This window comes from Saprospiraceae bacterium, assembly GCA_016714025.1.
Lineage (GTDB): Bacteria > Bacteroidota > Bacteroidia > Chitinophagales > Saprospiraceae > Vicinibacter.
On the sequence record JADJOB010000001.1, the window covers coordinates 492,014 to 513,592 of the forward strand.

Here is a 21,579-nt window from a genome sequence, read left to right on the forward strand (position 1 = left end):
ATATGATTTATTAGTATCTATTAAAAACTAAATAAGGTAGCACGTTTGCTGCAAGAGGATCTTCCGTAATACCCCAATGCAAAGTTGAATTCCATATTTAACTGCACAAATGCAGGATTCGTCTTCTTATACGAATCGTAGTGTTTTGCAGAAGAAGGATTTGGAAATGCATTGGGTGTAAAGTTTTTACCTTCATCGCTGATCATATCAGTAAATCCATATCCCAATCTGATTCCTAACATCGTGGTGAAATTTTCGTAATTCAGCAAATATCCACCCACACCAAAAATTCCGGAAATGTAATTTTTTGCATAATATTTTTTTACATCCGTCAATTGCGGATTGTAGTCATCTTGTTGTGTTACTTTATTTACAAATGAAAACTGTGGTCCCAATTCTACATACACCCCATTTTTTTGGTTGCGATACAAAACAGCAAGGTCATAGGTTTTCCATTTTATAGTATGGTAATATGTTTTAGCATCTCTCAAAAAATCAAATTTTTGTTTGCTGTTTGAAAGCATAAAATCAACAGTGATTCCATTGTATAATCCAATGTAGAGACCTAACTTAGCACCGATTCCAGCACCTGTTGTAAGATGGTGTTCGTAGAGTTTATCATCAAATAAATTGGAATTGACCATACCGGTAAGTCCGTATCCAACTTTTACTCCGGCATCCATCCATGCATACACTTTTTGTGCCTTGAGATTTGTCAATATCATTAAAAAAATAATACTTAAGAAAATGTTTTTCATGTTAATTTAAATTTAATATTTATTGAGATTTTTATTTTATTCTTGTGGTATAGCTTTTATATGTGCTTTAATTTTAATTCCCTGAATCGTTATGGCTTCTTCAGTTTCAATGCCTTTGATATCATACATTTGTCCACTGGGAGAAATGGCTTTAATTCCATAGAATGATCCATCTGCAGCGATGGCTTTAATATTCAATATATGGCCTTCCTGACTGGTTGCTTTTACATCCAATATTTTCTTATCATCTGTGATCGCTTTGATATTGTATAAGGTTCCAATTTCACCAATTGCTTTTACCGGCCCATATGAATTTGAACCATCCAAAACTTTTATTGGTAAAATTTTATTACTTACAAAAGCTTTTACATTTAATAAATGTAAATTTCCATTCTCAACCAATGCCTTAACAGGATAAATTCCTCCTTTGTCGTCAATAGCTTTTACATCGATGAATTGACCATTGGGATCTACCGCTTTAACATTCCATACAAAATCTGAATTTTGGGAATAAGCCTGAGGCAAAGCCTTTACATGAGCCCAAATTTCTACCCCATTCAATTTTGTTTCAATTTCATTTTCGTTAAATTTAACCCCTTTAACATCATGCAATTTACCTTCCGGGCTAATGGCTTTTATACCATAAAATTCACCTGCTGGACTGATGGCTTTAATATGTATAATATTTCCAGATTGACTTACTCCTTTAACATCCCATTTCACTTTATCTGGTGTAAGCGCTTTTATATCATAAATCATCCCGATTTCATCAATGGCTTTTACAGGGGCAAATACATCAGAACTCAACAAAATTTTTACTGCCATCTGCTTGCCATTTTTTATAGCTTTAATATCCATGTATTGCGTATTGCCGTTTATTGAAATGGCTTTAACATCAAATACATTGTTGTTTTTGTCAAATGCTTTAACATCGATCAATTTGCCCTGAGGGTCAATTGCTTTAACATGCCAAATTGCCTGACCGCATAAAGTTTGCAGGCTTAAAAAAACCAGTGCTATTCCAATTACATTTTTCATCACGTTTTATTTAAGGTATTAAAACAATTGTCCTAACTATTTTTTAATCCGCGCCGGATCATTTCCTGATTCAATAATTTCAATTCCCGACTCATGTCGCCTGTGATACTGGTATTTTCTTCAGCACGGCGCACGAGATAAGGCACCACATCTTTAATCGGACCATAAGGTACATATTTTGCAACTGTGTATCCTTTGGCAGCCAAATTAAATGTGATGTTATCACTCATACCCAACAACTGACAAAAGTTTAAATGCGGATGGTCGTTTGGAATTCCAGCCTGAGCCATGAGTTCCGTTTGCAATAAACAGCTATTCCAATTGTGGGTTGAATTACACAAACTGATCTGTTCTGGAAATTGCACGCAAAAGCGCACCGCATCGTTGTATTGCGTATCCGTAGCCAGTTTATCTACCATAATTGGATCTTCAAGGCCTTTATCCTGGGCACGCTTTCGTTCCTTTTCCATATAAGCACCCCGAACAATTTTTGCCCCAAAGATGTAATTCCCCTGCCGGGCAGCTTCAAAACTTGATTTAAGATAGTCCAAGCGACCTTTACGATACAATTGGAAGGTATTGTAGATGATTGGTTTTTCTTTATTAAAAACCGGCATGTATTTATCCACTAATTGGTCGATTGGGTCCTGGATCCAGGATTCTTCTGCATCTATAAAAATACCAACTCCCAATTCGGCCGCTTTGTTACAAAGTATGACAAAACGCTCTTCCAATCGTTCCCAGGCCCGCTGATCAAAAGCAGACAAACTTTCTTTTGCATGTATTTTTTCTAAAACGGCGATTGGAATGTATCCGGTAAGTTTTGTACTGATGACCGGAATGTTTGGGTTGCTGAATGCAAATTCGAGTGCTTTTAAATTTACTTCCAGGGTATTCTGAAAATCTTCATCGTGTTCTCGACCTTCAACTCCATAATCCAAAATGGTCATGGTTTTTTTGTGATACAGCCGATCCACAACCCGCTGACATTCTAATAAATTGGTGCCACCGCAAAATTGATTAAAGATGGTTTCCCGAATGAGGGGATCCATTAAATGGAAAGGAACTTGCGCGGCCAGTTTTCCAAAAAACGAACCGATGCGTACCAAGCTTGGGTTATTCATTAATTTAAATAACCGGTACGTATTTTTAAGCTCTCTATCCGTTTTATGAGAAAAGGCTATTTCGGTATTTCCAAAATCCAAAAGCGTCTCGTCGGTTTCTTCCATATACTGTTTATTGGTTCCAGAATTGCCAGGATAAATCCGCTTGTAAATGTAACATTTCCAGACCGTTTTTGACCCGGGCGCCTTGGTTGGCTCCAAGCCTCAAAAATAGGGATTTTTCAGGATTATAAACCAAATCATATAAAAGGAAGGAAGAATCCAGTTTTTGGTATGGTATTTCGGGTTTTGAATCCAAGTACGGGTACATGCCCAGGGGTGTGGTATTGATGATCAGCTTCCAGCCTGGATCCCATTTTTGCTCTAATTCCGCATAATAAATCCCGTTTCCAGTAGATGATACGAGCTGAAAATCAATTTTAAGGCATTTTAAAGCATGTTGGACTGCTTTGGATGCCCCTCCGGTCCCACAGACGAGTGCCTTGGCAGCAAATCCCTGAGGCAAAAAATGGCCTAAACTGCTCAAAAAAGCTGAACTGTCGGTATTATGACCTATCCAGCTGCCCTCATGGTGTTTGATGCAATTAACAGCGCCGATGGTTTGGGCATCATGTGTCAATTGATCTAAAAAAGGAATTACCACAGATTTATAAGGAACCGTCACATTGAGTCCAGCCAGTTGCCTATTCCTTGCTAAAAATGATCTTAAATCCGAACTGGTATTTAATTCAAACAGGCTGTATTTATTTTCAATCAATCCTTCCAGTTTCCATTTATTTTCAAAATAGGATTTTGAAAAGGAATGTTGCAAGGAATTACCAAGGAGACCATAATGAGGCATAAATGGCAAGGTAAACTTAAATATCAAAGATCCAAAACTTCTGCAATGCTTAGACCCTAATTAAACAAGAATTGTACTTCACATAAATTTATTTTAATTTTAGCGAAAATACAATCATTAAAAAAAACAATTTACAATGTCCCCCTTCTTGCCTGCTCGGCTTCAATACTTTCAAACAAAGCTTGAAAATTTCCTTTTCCAAAAGATTTCGCTCCTTTGCGTTGAATGATTTCAAAAAATAAAGTGGGACGATCTTCAATGGGTTTGGTAAAAATCTGCAACAGATAGCCTTCTTCATCCCGATCTACCATGATGCCCAATTTTTTAAGGGATTCCAGATCTTCTTCAATAATTCCCACCCGGTCTTTAACAGTATCGTAATAACTACCAGGCACATACAGGAATTCAATTCCTCGTTTTTTCATTTCTGAAATAGTAAATACAATATCATCGGTTGCCACTGCAATGTGCTGACAACCTGGACCATAATAAAAATCCAAATACTCTTGTACCTGTGATTTCTTTTTACCAGGTGCCGGCTCGTTGATTGGAAATTTAATAAATCCATTGCCATTGGTCATGACTTTACTCATCAATGCAGTATATTCTGTTGAAATGTCTTTATCATCAAAGGTGATCATATTGTAGAATCCCATGACTTCCGCATAAAATTTACTCCATACATTCATTTCACCTAAACCTACATTACCAACCATGTGGTCTATGTATTTTAAACCGACGGGTGCAGGGCGATAATCTGTTTCCCATTTTTCATAGCCCGGTAAAAAAATCCCCTGATATCCTCCACGTTCAATAAAAAGATGCACCGTATCTCCGTAGGTATGAATGCCGCTCATGCGCACCGTACCCGATGCATCTTTGGATTCCATCGGATTTAAATACGGTTTTGCTCCTCGCTTTACCGTTTCTTCATAGGCTTTGTAAGCATCTTGTACCCACAGAGCAATCACTTTTACGCCATCACCATGTTCTCTGACATGTTGTGCAATTTCACTGTCGCGGATAAGCGGTGTTGTGAGCACTAATTTAATTTTTCCTTGTTGCAACACATAACTGCAGCGATCTTTTAATCCGGTTTCCAAGCCGGCATATGCCAATTCCTGAAAACCTAAAGCGGTTTTATAAAAGTGTGCTGCTTGTTTTGCATTCCCAACATATAATTCTACATAATCTGTTCCTAAAATCGGTAAAAAATCCTGCGCTTGCTTAAAGATTTTTTCCGTTTCAACATATTGATAATTTTTTACTGCAGTTAAATCTTTCATTTCAATTTTATTAATTTAAAAAAATTTAAATATTTCGAACAATTAAACGGGATGAACGAAACCTTTCTTAATTATTCCTGCGGGCACGCGGGATATCCGCTACGCTCCCAGAATTTTTAATTCTTAATTATTAATTATTAATTGTCTTTCATCCAACTTTGATAATATTCCGGAATTTCAATGCCTGCCGCTGCTTCCGTAATTTTTACCGGATTAAACGGATCAATCATCACTGCCAATTCGTTAGTCTCCTTTTTTCCAATACTCCGCTCAATTGCACCCGGATGGGGACCGTGAGGAATGCCTCCGGGATGCAAAGTGATCTGTCCTTTTTGAATGTTGTTACGACTCATAAAATCACCGTCAACATAATAGAGCAATTCGTCGCTGTCAATGTTGCTGTGATGATACGGTGCTGGGATGGCCTGTGGATGATAATCATACAGTCTTGGAACAAAAGAGCAGATCACAAAATTTCTCCCTTGAAAGGTTTGATGTATCGGTGGAGGCATGTGAATGCGACCGGTAATGGGTTCGAAATTGAATATTGAAAATGCATAGGGATAACAACATCCATCATAACCTACCACATCGAATGGATGATTTTCATAAACATAGGGATATATAAGTCCGCGCTTTTTTATATTGATTAGAAAATCACCTTTTTCATCGTGAGTAATTAAAGTTACCGGACCTCTTAAATCCCGTTCACAAAAAGGTGCGTGTTCTAAAAACTGACCGTATTGATTTCGATAACGTGAAGGAGTTTCAATCGGTCCATGAGATTCAACGATCAGCAATTTATTATGCGAATTAGTAAAATCCAGTTGGTACACCGTACCGCGAGGAATAATCAAATAATCACCATACTGAAACGGGATGTTTCCATACATGGTTTTTAATACGCCACTGCCTTCATGAATAAATATCATTTCATCAGAGTCCGCATTTTTATAAAAGTAATCCGTCATGCTGCTGCTGGGTGCGGCAATTCCGATGCTCATGTCATCATTCACAAATAAAACAATCCGACTCTTGATGTAATCGGATTGTGGCACCGCATTAAAAGTTAAATAACTCCTTGCTTGCAAATTATCTTCTATTGCAATTTTAGGGCGAACCGAATAAGGAGTGCCTCTTTGTTTAACTTGAGTTGGTGGATACAAATGATAAACCAATGAAGACATTCCACTAAATCCTTCCGTTCCAAATAACTCCTCATGAAAAAGAGCACCATTTGAATTTCTGAATACGATGTGCCGCTTGCTTGGAATCTGTCCAGCCTGACGATATAAAGGCATGCATTATAATTTGCCCAAAGTTTGGGATTCCAGCAAAAACAATCGATGTTTTCGATCATCTATTGGATTGATTTAAATCAATGGATTCTTGGACATGTAACTGAATAGGCTGTTTGGGTTGAAATTCTTTTAACACAAACACCACGAAGAAAATGCTTGCAATTGAAGAAATACCAACTGTTCTTCCCAACAACTCTTTTCTGCCAATTTGTCAGATTGTTTAATTTGTCGTAAATTTGCAGTCCAATTTTGAGAAATGCACAATTCCACCCGGGAACACGGACATGAAGTATTAGAAGAAGCCAGACAAGGAGAAGCCTTTGATTATCAAACAGATACAATCGAAGGAGGCCGCAAATTTTACTTGGAAAGTTATGGCTGCCAGATGAATTTTTCCGATTCGGAGATTGTGGCTTCCATTCTAGCGGAACAAGGTATGGCTCCTACAAAGGTTTTGGAAGAAGCCCATTTAATCTTTTTAAATACCTGTTCCATCCGGGAAAAAGCAGAAGAAACCGTCCGAAAACGCTTGAAAGAATTCAGAGGTTTAAAAAAGGCAAATCCGGAATTATTAATCGGCGTGTTAGGCTGCATGGCGGAACGTTTGAAAGATAAATTTCTGGTAGAAGAACAACTGGTTGATATCGTCGTCGGACCAGACGCTTACCGGGATTTACCCAATTTGATTCAAACTGTAGACGAAGGTTCCAAAGCAGTCAATGTATTTTTATCCAGAGAAGAAACCTATGCAGACATCGCTCCCATGCGATTGGATAGCAATGGAGTGACTGCTTTTATTTCCATCATGCGAGGCTGTGATAATATGTGTTCGTTTTGTGTGGTTCCTTTTACACGCGGACGAGAGCGCAGTCGAAATGCATTTACTATTGTTGCAGAAGCTCAAAATTTATTTGATCAAGGTTTCCGTGAAGTTACTTTGCTTGGACAAAATGTTGATTCTTATAAATGGGAAAATCCTGAGACAAATCAGATGGTCACTTTTGCGAATTTATTAGAATGGGTTGCACAAATTCATCCGGATTTAAGAATTCGTTTTTCTACCTCACACCCAAAAGATATTACTACTGAAGTGCTTCTTACAATAGCAAAATACGACAACATTTGTAAGTACATCCATCTTCCCTGTCAATCAGGAAATAGCCGCATTTTGAATTTGATGAATCGTACTTATGACCGGGAATGGTATATCAATAAAATAGATGAAATTTATCGGATTTTACCAGATTGTGCAATTTCTTCTGATATGATTGCAGGATTTTGTTCGGAAACCGATGAAGAACATCAGGATACTTTGAGTTTAATGAAATATGCAAAATACAGCATGTCCTATATGTTTTTTTATTCTGAGCGGCCTGGAACACTTGCTGCAAAAAAATTTAAAGACGATATACCAGAAAGCATTAAGAAAAAACGTTTGAATGAAATCATTCAATTGCAACATCAATTATCATTAACGCATAACGAGCAAGACATCAATAAGATTTTTAGCATTTTAGTAGAAGCCAAATCAAAAAAATCCGATGATCAATGGAAAGGGCGTAATTCACAAAACAAAGTCATCGTATTTACTCCATTGTCGGATGTAAAACCCGGCGATTATGTAAACGTAAAAGTAATTCGTGCAACCAGTGCAACATTGATTGGACAACATTTAATAAATTAATTTTGGAATCAGTACAAGCAATTAAACAACGATTTGGAATTTACGGCCGTTCAGAAACACTGAATCAGGCTTTGGATACCGCTATTCGGGTTGCAGGTACCGATTTAACGGTTTTGATTTCCGGTGAAAGTGGTTCCGGAAAAGAAATATTTTCAAAAATAATTCACAGCCTGAGTCCACGTAAACACAATCAGTTTATTGCCGTAAACTGTGGAGCAATTCCTGCTGGTACCATTAATAGCGAATTATTTGGTCACGAAAAAGGTTCGTTTACAGGGGCAACTGCAGATCGCAAAGGATATTTTGAAACAGTCGATGGCGGGACAATTTTTTTAGATGAAATTGCCGAAATGCCACACGATACGCAATCGTTTTTATTGAGAGTTTTGGAATCCGGTGAATTTATTCGGGTGGGATCATCAAAAACTTTAAAAACCAATGTACGGGTTGTTGCAGCTACCAATGTGAATTTATTGGATCGGGTTCGTGTAGGTAAATTCAGAGAAGATCTTTATTATCGTTTGAATACGGTACCAATTCGGGTTCCCAGTTTAAAAGAACGCCGGGAAGACATCCAAATTTTATTTAGAAAATTTGCTCAGGATTTTGCTGAAAAATACAGAACCACTCCCATTGAATTGGACGAACACAGTGCCAGCTTGATGGAAAATTATTCCTGGCCAGGTAATATTCGCGAACTTAGAAATGCAGTTGAACAATTATCCGTTTTATCTGATCAAAAAGTGATACATGCACATGATTTAGCTCGTATCATTCCCAACATCAACAATCGTAATTTGCCGATGTCAATTCCTGATGTAGAACAACAGGGTGGATTTCATGAGCGGGAAATATTGTACAAGCTGTTATTTGATATGAAACAAGATTTGAATCAATTGAAAAACATGTTCTTTCAATTGGTACACACCAACGATCTTGAAATGCCTGCTGCCATGGAAAATGCTGCATCCGCCTATCCACCGGGACAGAGTCTTTCCTATCCAAATCCGGTCAATACCAATTGGAATCCTGAACCCTTGAATAAACATGGACAGGATGCTCATGCAGGTCCAATTTTAATAAACGCGGACAAGAAGAATTTTGAAACCGTTGAAGTGATGGAAGAAACTTTATCTCTGGATGATATGGAAAAAGATATGATCAATAAGGCATTAAAAAAATTTAATGGAAAACGAAAAGATGCCTCAGAAGAATTGGGAATTTCAGAACGCACCCTTTACAGAAAAATTAAACAATACGGCTTAGACACATGAAATTTATAACGAGCTATCTATTGTTGTGTTTCTGTTTCTGCGGGTGTTACAGTTTTAAAGGCATCAGCATTCCTGCAGAAGTAAATACGTTTAAATTGGAACAGGTGATTGATCAAACTTATCAGGCTCCTGCAACTTATCCATTGGATTTTTATGAATCCTTGTTGTCAAAAATCAGAAAAGATTCCAGACTTACAGTAAATGACCGCGAACCTGATATCAAGTTTATCTGTAAAATAACACAATTTAATGTATCCAGTCAGGCTGCACAGGCAAATGCAAGTTCAGCAATCAATCGATTAAGTGTTACGGTTGAAGTTGAAATGATCAATGCAAAAGATGCTAAATTAAATTGGAAGACCGGATTTGCCAGATATCAGGATTTTGATGCGAATGCAAATTTTAGTACAATTCAACAACAGCTAACAAAAGAAATCAATAATTTATTGGTGGATGATATTTTTAATAAAGCTTTTACCAATTGGTAATTATGAAACGAATCAATGAACTGAATCCGGAGGATGCTAAAATCCTGTTACAATCTCAGCCTTTGTCATCCGCTTTGTGGTTGGCTTCGACTGACAAATCAGCGCAGGTTTCTTATAGACTTCCAGATCCTGCATTTGCAGATTCAAAAAACTGGTCGGATTATATGAAAAAGGAAAAAATAAGTTCATTAAAATCCAATGATTCGGTTGATTTCATCAAAGTTTCAGAAATACCGGCAATACAAAACATCCAATCCATTCCCATTGAAGCAGAGCCAAATCCCAAGGATTTAATTGAAACTAAAGCTCCGGAAACAGAATCCATTGCCGAATTCCCTCCAGCTAAAGCACAACAACCCAGCCAATCGGTCAAACGTACGCAACGCAAACCCATAGAAGAGATGCCTGAAGTCACACCCATTGAAGCCCCGATAACGGTGCATGACGAATCCGCTGACCCTGTTTCAAGCTTAAGCAGCAAGCGAATCTCAAAAAATTTGGACTTTTACCAGTGGTTGGAAGAATTACATTCCGGCCCTAAAACAGTCAAAAGGCAAAAAACAGCAACAGAATCCAAGTTGCCACTAAAAACCGAAACCAGCCCAGCTTCAGAAACCCGAAAAGTCATTGAATCCAGTCTGACTTTAAAAGAAGAGGTCATTTCTGAAACCCTGGCTAAACTGCTGGCCAGACAGGGCCATAAACTAGAAGCCATCGCGATGTATGAAAAATTGATGCTTAAATTTCCCGAAAAAGGCAGTACATTTGCGACCGCTATTGAAAAATTAAAAACCTAAGCACTATGCTGACTTTACTTACGATTTTGATTGCATTGGATTGTATTTTATTGATTGGAGTGATCCTGATCCAAAATCCTAAGGGAGGAGGCGTCGATTCAACCTTTGGTGGACAAAGTGCTAATCAAATGTTTGGAGCTGCCCGGTCAGCTGATTTTGTGGAAAAATTAACCTGGTGGCTTGCTGGTATCCTTATTGCGCTATGTGTTGTTGCAGCGGTAATGGCTTCAGCTGGAGGAAATATTGGCAATGGTCAACAGCAAGAGGAAACCCCAACCGAACAACCGGCACAACCACCGGCTGAGCAACCTGCCGGACCAGGTCAATAAGTTCTTATCGGGCTTAGGCCTATTTTATTATTCATTTCAAGCTCTTGAATTATTAGGCAGATTGCTTACTATATTTGTCAGTAATTAAATGCCTTTTTCAAGAAAATACCGTTTGCTAAATTGGATCGTAATTCTCTTATTGTCCGTCAACCTGCTTTCCTATTTATTAATCAAAGAAATTCACCAATCCTACATCCATTCTGTTTTAGGTAGCAGTAAAAAACACAAGGAGCTGATTACATTGTGTTTTAATTCAGAGACTATATCATCCATTCATTGGATTGAAAATCATGAATTTGTCTGGGAGCAAAACTGGTATGATGTGGTAGATAAAAAGACATATGAAGATGGCTCTGTATCCTTTTTAGTGTATAAGGATACAAAAGAAAAACACATCCTTTCAATCATTCTTGATGCAGACCCCTCAAAGAATTCAAATTCGAATACCGGCACCCTGCACTATGAAATCCACCTGTACCTACCTGCTGAATTTATTTCATCTATCTGGCAATGTGATGTTGCATCTCATGATTTAAAGCAGGAAACCTACAGTTCATTGACAAAATTTGTAATTAAACCCCCGCCCCGGGTTTAAAATATTTTTATTCATTTCGTTTAATTTCAATTGGAAATCAATTTCGTTTATCAGGGCAAATTGCTCGTTGATTCAACATTTAATTTTTGCAATCAATTGTTAAACTACATCGGCTTGACAAGCGGGATTGCAGCGTTCTATAACTAGAAGAACTCCATTGCAATTAACAGGTCCTGTTGTAATCAGCTATTAAAAATTTAAGGGTTAATAAATACCCATTCGAATTTTTAGTGATGAATTGTCAACTATTAAAAATATAACATGAAGTCATTTTATAAACTATTCATCTTCTTTTTTTCAATTACTGGCATTGTAGCAAATGCACAACACATTCAATTTTTGAATGCACAGAACATGCACCCAATCCCACAGGTTCATATTAAACTAGAACCCGGATTGCAAGAACTCACATCAGATCCAAGTGGTATTCTAAGTATATCCAATGATCTAGAATTTACAAGGATTCATTGCATGCACCCGGACTTTGAAAGTTTATTCCTTTCAAAAGAAGAACTTGCACAAAATGGGTTTGTCGTTTTACTAAAATCCAGAACAAATCTTTTGGACGAGGTTTTGGTGGCCGCAACCAGAACGGATCGAACCCGTTCGGATTTATCTGTGCAAACCTTGCAACTGAAACGTTCTGAAATAGATTTTCAGTTACCTTCTACTACAGCAGATCTTCTTGAATCAACCGGATCGATTATGGTTCAAAAAAGTCAGCAAGGCGGTGGCAGTCCGGTCATGCGGGGATTTGAAGCCAATAAAATATTATTGGTTATTGATGGCGTCCGTATGAACAATGCCATTTATCGGGGCGGACATCTTCAAAATATTATCACAGTGGATCCATTGCTTTTAGAAAAAGCAGAACTTGTTTTTGGACCTTCTTCAGTTATTTATGGAAGCGATGCTTTGGGCGGAGTCATTCATCTGATTACCCGAAATGCACAATTTAGAAATCAAACCAATTCGATGATTTCAGGAAATGCCCTGGTAAAATATGCAACAGCAAATCAAGAAAAAACGACCAGTCTCGGCTTGAATCTTACTTCTGGAAAATGGGCTTCCTATACTGGTTTTGGCTATTCTGATTTTGGTGATTTAAGACAAGGAGCCGTTCGGGATCCGTTTTATGGAAATTGGGGAAAACGCCTGTCGTATGCAGAACGAATTAATGGACGGGACAGTATGATAGTAAATGACAATCCAAGCATACAAAAACAAAGCGGCTATACACAGTATAATTTCCTTCAAAAAATTGCATGGAAACCAACTGAAACCACACAACATAAATTAAACATCCAATGGTCGAGTTCTTCAGATATTCCAAGATATGATCGTTTGACAGAAACGGACGGCAATGGAATTTTACGAAGTGCTGAATGGTATTATGGTCCGCAAGACAGACTATTAATTGCATATCAACTTAATAAATCGGGTAATTATAAATTCTTTGATGAGGTTCAACTAATCCCTGCATTTCAAAAAATTGAAGAAAGCCGTCATAATAGGAATTTTAACAGCAATAATTTAAATCATCGAATCGAACAAGTTACCATCGGAAGCATCAATTTGGATTTTACTAAAAACTGGAAACGTCAGATTTTTCAATACGGATTGGAAAGCAATTTCAATGACGTAAAATCTACCGCCAACAGACAGAACATCCAATCGGGTGTAATTACTGGTCTGGATACCCGGTATCCGGATGGGGGTTCTCAAACGAGTCATCATGGGCTTTATGTGTCTCATCAATGGAAACCCGTTGAACGGTTGATTGTACATTCCGGATTGCGATTTAATTATTACACACTTCAATCTGAATTTAAGGACAGCAGTTTTTTTCACCTGCCATTTAATACTGTTGAACAAAAACATACGGCCTTCAATGGTAGTTTTGGTATTGTTTACAAACCATGTAATAAATTTCAGCTACAGGCAAATCTATCCAGTGGATTTCGATCTCCCAATGTAGATGACCTGGTTAAAGTGTTTGAATCCAGTGCAGGTCGTTTAATTGTACCCAATCCGGATCTAACACCAGAACAAGTAGTAAGTCTCGATCTGGGAATCCGTAAAGAATTCATGAAAGGGAGCAGCTTTACTGTGAATGGATTTTATACCTGGTACCAGGATGTAATAACTGTACAAAGTGCACAATACAATGGTCAGGATAGCATCGATTATCTGGGTACGCTCAGTAAAGTTTTTACGCAAGCCAATGCCGGGAAAGCATTTATTTATGGAATGAATGGAGCTTTAAATTTAAAACTGAGCAATCAATGGAATTTTAGTTCGGTACTCAATTATTCTTTTGGGCGCATCAAAACCGACACAACAGATTATCCATTGGATCACATTTCACCACTCACGGGAAAAACTGCATTGACCTGGAAAAATCACAAATGGAGTGTTGAAGCTGCGGCGATGTACAATGGATGGAAACGACTTAAAAATTACAATAAGATCGGAGAGGATAATTTAATTTATGCTTCCAGTTATGGCAGTCCATCCTGGACCATCCTCCATATCAATGCTCAATACGCGCTTACTGAAAAATTGAATATTCAATTAGGATTGGAAAATATTTTGGATACGTATTACCGGGTTTTTTCCTCCGGAATCAGTGGAGCCGGAAGGAATCTGGTTGTAGCTTGCCGATATAAAATATAAGTGCCTATTATTATTCCTCCCCAAATCAATATTTAGGTTTTAAAAGGGATTGGAGCAAGCTAAATTAAAATCATTGAAACGGCCTGTAAGAATTTGCAGGCCGTTTTTTTTACTTGTTTTTAATAAAATGAGCCTATTTTTAATCTAAAATTAAAGCTTATGAAAATTTACATTGCAATGACCTGGGCTTCTATTGTCTGCTTATTTTTAACTGCCGCATTGCACAGCATTAGTTTGTTTGTAGCACCTCAGGGAACCAATGATATAGAAAAACAATTTGTTGAAACCATGACCCAGTATCAAATGGATATGGGCGCAGGTTTTCACCGGACCTTTGCTCAGATATTTACATCTCTGAGCGCTTGTTTTAGTTTGTTGTGTCTTTTTGGTTCAATCCTATTGTGGCATTTGTTAAAGCATCAAACGGCAAAGAATGTCATGACTGGAATTATAAATATCTTCCTACTAATCTTTGGAATCTTGGCAGTATTAATGTGGGTGTTTACTTTTTTGCCTCCTATCATTTGTACTAGTTTATCATTTATATTTTTAATAGGTACCCGTTGGAGTTTGGAAAAAATGAATACTGAATAAAACTTCCATTTTTGCAAATGCTAAATAGTTGCCATTACAATTGATAAGAGTGTCAGGGTGCTGGTTTTGAATTTTCATTTATTATTCAGATCTAAATTGTATATTTGGTAGTTCTATTTAACCAACATAAATATTGCAATATGAAATACTCTTCAATCATTCAACCAATTATTCGATTTTTTTCGAAATTAAATATTAACAATTTGAGGGGGGGGGGGGATATTATTCTGAATCACATAGACAAATTGCTTTATTTCCAATTATTATTTTCTTGACTCAAATGTTAACTCCTCCCATGATGGCTCAAAGTTCGGATACATTAGTCTGCGATAATGGTGGGTTTGAATCGGATTTTGTATATTATTCTGGTGCTACAACTGTATTTGATACCATAATAAATGGTTGTACTCCATATAATAATGGCAATTCAGTTATTTGGAATGTATCATCATTACCTGCTTTCCGAGGATTTAAAATTGTAACGAATGGTCTGGATAGTTTAGTAGGAATAAACCGTACCAAGTTTGGAAATAAAGCATTATTATTAAATGACCGATATAGCCAAACGGGAGATAATTGCCAACACACAAACGGTGGCGTATATAAGATAATTAAACGGTTTAAAGTAACGGAAGAAAATAGAGATTTTACCGTTTGGTTTGCAGTAGTCCTTGAAAATCCAACCTCTGGCCATTTTAATGAACAACCTTGGTTTAATATTAAATGTGACCGAGCTCCGGCAAGTGAATTATGTTTTGATGCTAATATTTTAAAAAAATGCGGTAATGTTTATAGCGATACAGTACACTATTGCACATTTGATACAATCAATGTTTTAGATTGGTCTTGTCACAGGATTAAAATTCCCAAAAATATAGTAGATAGTATTGCCACTCTTGAAATAATTGCAGGTGATTGTGGACAATCTATACATTTTGGCTATGCTTATATTGACGGCATTTGTGAAGATTGTACTTCAAACGCATTGGGTTCAGCTACTCTTTATGATCAGGATCTGGATGGTAGTGGATTGGGAATTGCTTATAATGGTTGTTTAGATACGATTACTTTTTGTAGAAGTTATACCCTTCCTACAATATGCGGAAACTGGAGAATTGATTCTATAAGAGCTCCTGGTTATACCCTATTTAATATTCATATTGACACCTCAAATCATACATTTTGTTTTGATATACCACTCTATGTTTTTACGGAAGAATGCAAAGATCTATATGCCGCTATTTATTTTAATTCTACATTCTCGCATCCACCTCCTGTGCTAAGCAATTCCATTGCAATTTGTCCCGGTGATTATGAAAAATATCAAGTTGATGTGTATACTGGTATTTGTCAAAATAATGCAACAGATGACTTATTATCTTACGATTATTACTATGTACAAGTTGATTTAACCAATTTACACGGTGATACCTTTACAGTCGAAAGACAATTGGATGATCCGTATCCAAATGAATCCGGGCACTCCGTTATTAAAACCGGTAACGGCGATGGTACGTATAATTTAGGGCCCTTTTTTATTCAGGAAGGAAGCTGGATGTTGACAATAAAATTTGAGGATTGCATAGACACATTTTACATAACACCCCCAGACTTTTGTTCTGCCTGTCTCAAATTTAGAAAAACAAGTGTTAGTAATATTACTTGCAATGATCATGGTACGTACAGTGTTGCAGATGATACTTGGACATTTGATTTATTTATTCCGGGAAATCCTTCCCTAAATTATAAAGTAAATGGTGCTCCTTATTCTTATAACTCAAATCACACAATTAATGTAGGAATAATTACTAAAGAATGCATACTTGTTCTACTTAAAGATGAAAATATAGTGAATCAAATTTGTGAATCAAAGCTTATCATTTGCCCACCTAAACCATGTTCAAATGAAACACAATGCGAGCTTGAAGTGTCTCTGAAAGAAATTTCATGCAATGAAGAAGGAGATGAATTTTACCTAGAACTTGACAGTGCCAATGTAGGATCCGGTTATTTATGCTATACTAGTTTTGCATTTAACGATCCAGGGAATACTAGCAATTTTAATTATTATCACGGTAATTTTGGTAATCCGTTAGGTCCTTTTAATAGCTCCATTTACATAATTCTTTCTATTTGTAGCACGTCTTCTTGCGACTGCGAATCAAGTTGCTTTAAGGTAATTTATTTTCCAAAACCTGATTGCGAAAACCTTGATTATCGAACTTTTCATACAAATTATAAAATTTTCAAGGATCCCGACTTAAATATATTACCAAACCCAACTTCCTTAACTGAATTCTCAATAATTTCATCTATGAAAGAAACGTATTTTGAATTATATAATTCTTCAATGATATTATTGAAGAAAACTAAATTCCATGGCACATCTTACAATGTTAACAATATTAATATTCCAGGAATTTACATAATAAAATATTTAGATACTAAAGGCTGCTTCAAATATATTAAGTTAATGAAATTATAAAATTTGTTTTAATTATTGGGTATTTTTTGAGTAAATAAAATAAATATATATTTTGATCACTAATTGTGTTCTAAGCAAATATATTAAGTTAGATTTCATTACTATCAACCTATCGATTACCTATTTATACATTTTTATAATTCTTCAATCAAGCAATCTTTACGCACAGCAATTAAATTGTAATTGGTTTGATAGTAGTTTATGTAGTATTTTCTTAAACAAACATATAAATCTATTACCAATTGAAAAAAAATTAGAGTCTGAAGTAGATGTACAACTTTTTTCATCCCCAATTTTAGTAGACCTAAATAATGATTGCATTCCTGAAATTCTAGTAGGAGGCAAAGATGCAAATGAAATTTATATAATAAATTCAACTTCGGGAAAGATTATATCTAAAATAAGCACATTCTTTTTTAATTCAGATTCTCCGACCCCATTTGCTGTCGCAGATGTAGATAATGATGGGATTCCTGAAATAGTTGTTGCTATTACATGGTATTTTTCTATTCCAATAAATTATAGAGGAAAATTAATTTGTTATAACTTGGATGGCACTATAAAATGGGTTTCTAATGAAAGATATGATTTAAATCAGGCATTTCAAGAATCGGGTTCTCCCGCATTTGCAGATTTCAATCAAGATGGTTTTACAGAAGTTTATATTCATAATTCTATTTTTAATGCACAATCTGGATTCAAATTAATAGATGGAGGTAATTTCGGAATTGGAAAACAATCAATCTTTGATGCGTATTCAACTACAATTACGATCGCTGCACAATTAGATGACGAAACTAATGACCTAGAATTAGCTGCAGGCTACACTATTTATAAAATAAGTATATCTAATCTCAATGGAATTTCTGGTAATAGTATCATAGCAAATAATATACAAATTAATAATGAATACCGTGATGGCTTTACTTCAATTGCAGATGTTGATCGTGATGGTGCTTTAGATGTTATCGTAACTAGTGCAGGCCTCAATGATGTTTTAATTTATTGTTATTCTTTGAAAAATGGTACTTTAATCAAATTAGCTAGCACTTCAATAACCGACCCAATTCATAGAATTGGTCCAGCAGTTATTGGTGATCTTACAGGAAATGGATTAGTTTCTATTGTATTTAATTGTCCAAATAAATTATACTGCTTTAAATATAATGGCACATTTATTTTACAAAAGGAATGGGAATTGAAAGTTGAAGATTTATCTGGATTTTCTTGTCTGACTCTCTTTGACTTAGATAATGACAATAAAAAAGAAATTATTTACCGAGATGAAGGATATCTACGAATAATAGCCAGTGATGGAAATGTACCAACTCAAATTGCTATAATATTTTGTCCTGCATCTTCAATACAAGAAGGACCTATTTTAGGTGACTTAGATAATTCAAAAAAATCAAAAATTTGTGTCACTTGCTACAATTTTGATAGTACATATTATAAACTTTTTATCTTCGGTCCGCCCGATTCTTTACCCGGCTGGGCTCCTGCCCGTGGCATCTGGAATCAATACAATTATCATGTTTTGAATATCAATGATGATCTGACCGTACCCCGTGTTCAAAAAAATAATGCTACCTATAAAAATGGTAAGTACAATAATTTTTATGTACAGGAGTCTTTAGTAGATTCCAATGGGTATTATAAAAGACCGGCTGCCAGTCTCTTTGGGATGATGGATTGCATTCAATATGATCCCATTACAGATCTTTATTCGGTTGACTTCAGTTTATTTAATAAAAAAAATGCATCTCATGCTGCGGACTCCGGTTTGTCTGTCGCCTTTTACAATGGCAATCCTGAATTGGGAGCTCCCTTATTGGGGATCTACCATACCAGCCAAACTTTGGTTGCCGGTGATAGTTTGATAAATCTGGTTTTCCAATTTTCTGCCAGCGGTTTAAAGCATCTGTTTATGGTGATTAATACACAACGCAATGCTTCCGGTAGTTTTAATGATGCTGATTTTATTCTGAACGAATGTGATTACACTGATAATTTTTTTAGTACCCTTGAGCTGCCTTCAATTATAAAAACAGATACTTTTATTTGTCAAAACAGTTCCTTCCGCTTTTTTGATTCTACCCTTACAGTGCCGGGATTACATTTTCATTCTTTTATCAATAGTAAAGGATGTGATAGTATCGTTCATATATTAAGTTTAAAGCTCCGCGATACATCTCAGACTCATATTCAGGTTTTTGCATGTGATTCTCTGATCTGGAATGGAATGCATTTAGATTCCAGCGGATTGTATTCACATGTACTTTCAAATCAATTTGGTTGTGACAGCAGCCTCATCCTGGATCTTCAACTTATGCATTCCAGTTTTTCCTCTTTAACTGCTACTGCTTGTGATTCCTTTTATTGGAATCAACAGTTTTATTTAAACAGCGGACAGTTTGTTGTTGCTACCACCAATTCGGTTGGCTGTGATAGCATGGCGGTTTTAAATCTGATCATTCATCAAGCGGATACCAGCTTCTCCACTCAAACGGCTTGTGATTCATTCTTTTGGAATGGAAGCTGGCTTTATAAAACCGGTATCTATTCATTTAATTCCATTAATCAATTTAATTGTGATAGTCTGGTTGTGCTCGATTTAAAAATTGATTCGGTCATTCATTCGTTTCAATCCATTCAATCCTGTGATTCATTGATCTGGAACAACACCCTTTACAAGGCTTCCGGTCAATATCTATTCAATACCCTGAGTACGCTTGGTTGTGACAGTATGGCTCATTTAGATTTACAACTCAATCATTCCAATCAATCCAATTTACGAGTTACTGCTTGTGATTCCTTTTTATGGAATGGTTTGTTTTATACTCAGGATGGTTTGTATTCTAAGCTAACACAAAATGCTGCAGGTTGCGACAGTCTGGCTTTCCTGGATCTTACAATCCATGCTGCCACGCGATCGTTGGATTCAATTACAAGTTGCAATTCTTACTTTTGGAATGACAGCAGCTATCATCAAAGCGGATTGTATACTTTTAAGTCTCATAATGCTTATGGATGTGACAGTTTGGCTATGTTACAATTAGTTGTTTTACCTTCTGATTCGAGCATCTTCACTAAAACTGTTTGTGATTCATTAATTTGGAATGGTGCCAACCTTCAAGCTTCAGGTGATTATACATTTACTACAAAAAATAAATTGGGTTGTGACAGTACAATTTTTCTCAAACTATCAGTCAACCATGCTTCCCGTTCAGACTTGAGTTTTTCCGTTTGTGATTCATTACTTTTTAATGGACAAATTTTACGTAATTCCGGTAATTATTTATTTAAACTTTTGAATGCTCAAGCTTGTGATTCCTTAGTATCAGTTCAACTCCATATCTTATCCGATTTTCATTCTGATACTGTAGAAGTTTGTGATTCATTGGTATGGCCGGTTAACGGTAATTTATATACTCAATCCGGTATATATCAACAACATTTCATCAATCAGCATGCCTGCGATTCTTCGTTTCGTTTAAATCTATTAATACATCCCTCTTTCATACATATTGATTCTGTCAAGACTTGCGATCCCTTTTTATGGTTGCCCAAGCAACAACAGCTTTCCAGTTCGGGGGATTATGTTGCTATGTTTCAATCTGTAGCTGGTTGTGATTCGATAATAAAACTTCATTTGGATATTCTACCAGACTATGAATTTACCGATTCGGTTTATACGCAGGAAGTTTTTACCTGGAAAGTCAATCAACAGCGTTATTCAGCTTCCGGAATATACAGACAGAATTTTCTATCCTCTTTAGGTTGTGATTCCATTCATTGGTTGGTCTTGACGATAAATAAAGATCTTCAAATTTATTACCCCAATGTGATCAATACGTCCAGTCAGCAAAATGATCATTTCAACCTGTTTATTTTTGGTCAACAAGCAATCATTGACGATTTGAGCATTTTTGATCGTTGGGGAAATTTAATTTGGCAAACTATCCAACTGGTTCCTAATGACACACAGCAAGGTTGGAATGGCAAATCCAATGAGCAATTTGTATTACCGGGTGTTTATGTCTGGAATGCTCGTATTAAACTTCAGGATGGATCGGTAATTCTTAAATCCGGTGATTTGACGGTGGTACGGTAATTTTTATAACAAACAAATTGTATTTAGTCTAAGTACAAAAAAAAAGTCCTGCACTTCAGCAGGACCTTTTCTGTTTTTCGTTTTGAAATAGATTTATCAGAAAGTACATTTTAAATTCTTAAAAAAGAGCCGGCTGCTTTCATCAACCGGCTGATAATCCCATGAACATATCCAAAATAGCTTCTATAATATAGA

General features: G+C 36.2%; 16 protein-coding genes. 10 read left to right on the top strand and 6 right to left on the bottom strand.

What is annotated here, in order from left to right; all coding sequences use genetic code 11:
- Window positions 1–20: 20 nt before the first annotated feature.
- From IPJ80_01910 to IPJ80_01935, 6 genes are all read right to left on the bottom strand, one after another.
- The gene (locus tag IPJ80_01910) at window positions 21–758 is read right to left on the bottom strand and encodes a hypothetical protein (GenBank protein MBK7912235.1); all 738 of its coding nucleotides are present in this window, start codon (window positions 756–758) and stop codon (window positions 21–23) included.
- 36 nt (window positions 759–794) lie between these two features.
- A complete protein-coding gene (locus IPJ80_01915; GenBank protein ID MBK7912236.1) occupies window positions 795–1,796 on the bottom strand; it encodes a hypothetical protein in 1,002 nt (333 codons plus the stop codon).
- Window positions 1,797–1,828: 32 nt separating this feature from the next.
- Window positions 1,829–3,025, bottom strand: a complete 1,197-nt coding sequence (locus tag IPJ80_01920) for a proline dehydrogenase family protein (protein ID MBK7912237.1) — start codon at window positions 3,023–3,025, stop codon at window positions 1,829–1,831.
- 7 nt (window positions 3,026–3,032) lie between these two features.
- Complete coding sequence (gene aroE, locus IPJ80_01925; GenBank protein MBK7912238.1) at window positions 3,033–3,761, bottom strand: shikimate dehydrogenase; 729 nt, start codon at window positions 3,759–3,761, stop codon at window positions 3,033–3,035.
- 131 nt (window positions 3,762–3,892) lie between these two features.
- Window positions 3,893–5,047, bottom strand: a complete 1,155-nt coding sequence (gene hppD / locus IPJ80_01930) for a 4-hydroxyphenylpyruvate dioxygenase (GenBank protein ID MBK7912239.1) — start codon at window positions 5,045–5,047, stop codon at window positions 3,893–3,895.
- Window positions 5,048–5,184: 137 nt separating this feature from the next.
- Entirely contained in the window at window positions 5,185–6,348 is a 1,164-nt protein-coding gene (locus IPJ80_01935) for a homogentisate 1,2-dioxygenase (GenBank protein MBK7912240.1), read from the bottom strand.
- A gap of 256 nt (window positions 6,349–6,604) precedes the next feature.
- On the opposite strand from IPJ80_01935, the gene miaB reads away from it, so the two are divergent.
- The 10 genes from miaB to IPJ80_01985 all read left to right on the top strand — a co-directional run bounded on the left by miaB (window position 6,605) and on the right by IPJ80_01985 (window position 21,384).
- Window positions 6,605–8,032, top strand: a complete 1,428-nt coding sequence (gene miaB / locus IPJ80_01940; protein MBK7912241.1) for a tRNA (N6-isopentenyl adenosine(37)-C2)-methylthiotransferase MiaB — start codon at window positions 6,605–6,607, stop codon at window positions 8,030–8,032.
- The gene (locus IPJ80_01945; GenBank protein MBK7912242.1) at window positions 8,032–9,306 is read left to right on the top strand and encodes a sigma-54-dependent Fis family transcriptional regulator; all 1,275 of its coding nucleotides are present in this window, start codon (window positions 8,032–8,034) and stop codon (window positions 9,304–9,306) included. The genes miaB and IPJ80_01945 overlap by 1 nt, the downstream gene beginning before the upstream one ends.
- A complete protein-coding gene (locus IPJ80_01950; GenBank protein ID MBK7912243.1) occupies window positions 9,303–9,794 on the top strand; it encodes a hypothetical protein in 492 nt (163 codons plus the stop codon). The genes IPJ80_01945 and IPJ80_01950 overlap by 4 nt, the downstream gene beginning before the upstream one ends.
- A gap of 2 nt (window positions 9,795–9,796) precedes the next feature.
- Window positions 9,797–10,591 carry a hypothetical protein gene (locus IPJ80_01955; GenBank protein MBK7912244.1) on the top strand — a complete coding sequence of 265 codons (795 nt, stop codon included), beginning with the start codon at window positions 9,797–9,799 and terminating at the stop codon, window positions 10,589–10,591.
- 5 nt (window positions 10,592–10,596) lie between these two features.
- A complete protein-coding gene (gene secG, locus IPJ80_01960; GenBank protein MBK7912245.1) occupies window positions 10,597–10,920 on the top strand; it encodes a preprotein translocase subunit SecG in 324 nt (107 codons plus the stop codon).
- A gap of 88 nt (window positions 10,921–11,008) precedes the next feature.
- Window positions 11,009–11,515 (top strand): hypothetical protein, encoded by a 507-nt coding sequence (locus IPJ80_01965; protein MBK7912246.1) that lies wholly within the window; start codon window positions 11,009–11,011, stop codon window positions 11,513–11,515.
- Between the two features lie 261 nt (window positions 11,516–11,776).
- A complete protein-coding gene (locus tag IPJ80_01970) occupies window positions 11,777–14,191 on the top strand; it encodes a TonB-dependent receptor (protein MBK7912247.1) in 2,415 nt (804 codons plus the stop codon).
- Between the two features lie 159 nt (window positions 14,192–14,350).
- On the top strand, window positions 14,351–14,785 hold the full coding sequence (locus IPJ80_01975; GenBank protein ID MBK7912248.1) for a hypothetical protein: 435 nt from the start codon (window positions 14,351–14,353) through the stop codon (window positions 14,783–14,785).
- Between the two features lie 271 nt (window positions 14,786–15,056).
- Window positions 15,057–17,270 carry a hypothetical protein gene (locus IPJ80_01980; protein MBK7912249.1) on the top strand — a complete coding sequence of 738 codons (2,214 nt, stop codon included), beginning with the start codon at window positions 15,057–15,059 and terminating at the stop codon, window positions 17,268–17,270.
- Between the two features lie 52 nt (window positions 17,271–17,322).
- Window positions 17,323–21,384, top strand: coding sequence for a VCBS repeat-containing protein (locus IPJ80_01985; protein ID MBK7912250.1), 4,062 nt, complete (start codon window positions 17,323–17,325; stop codon window positions 21,382–21,384).
- Window positions 21,385–21,579 lie beyond the last annotated feature (195 nt).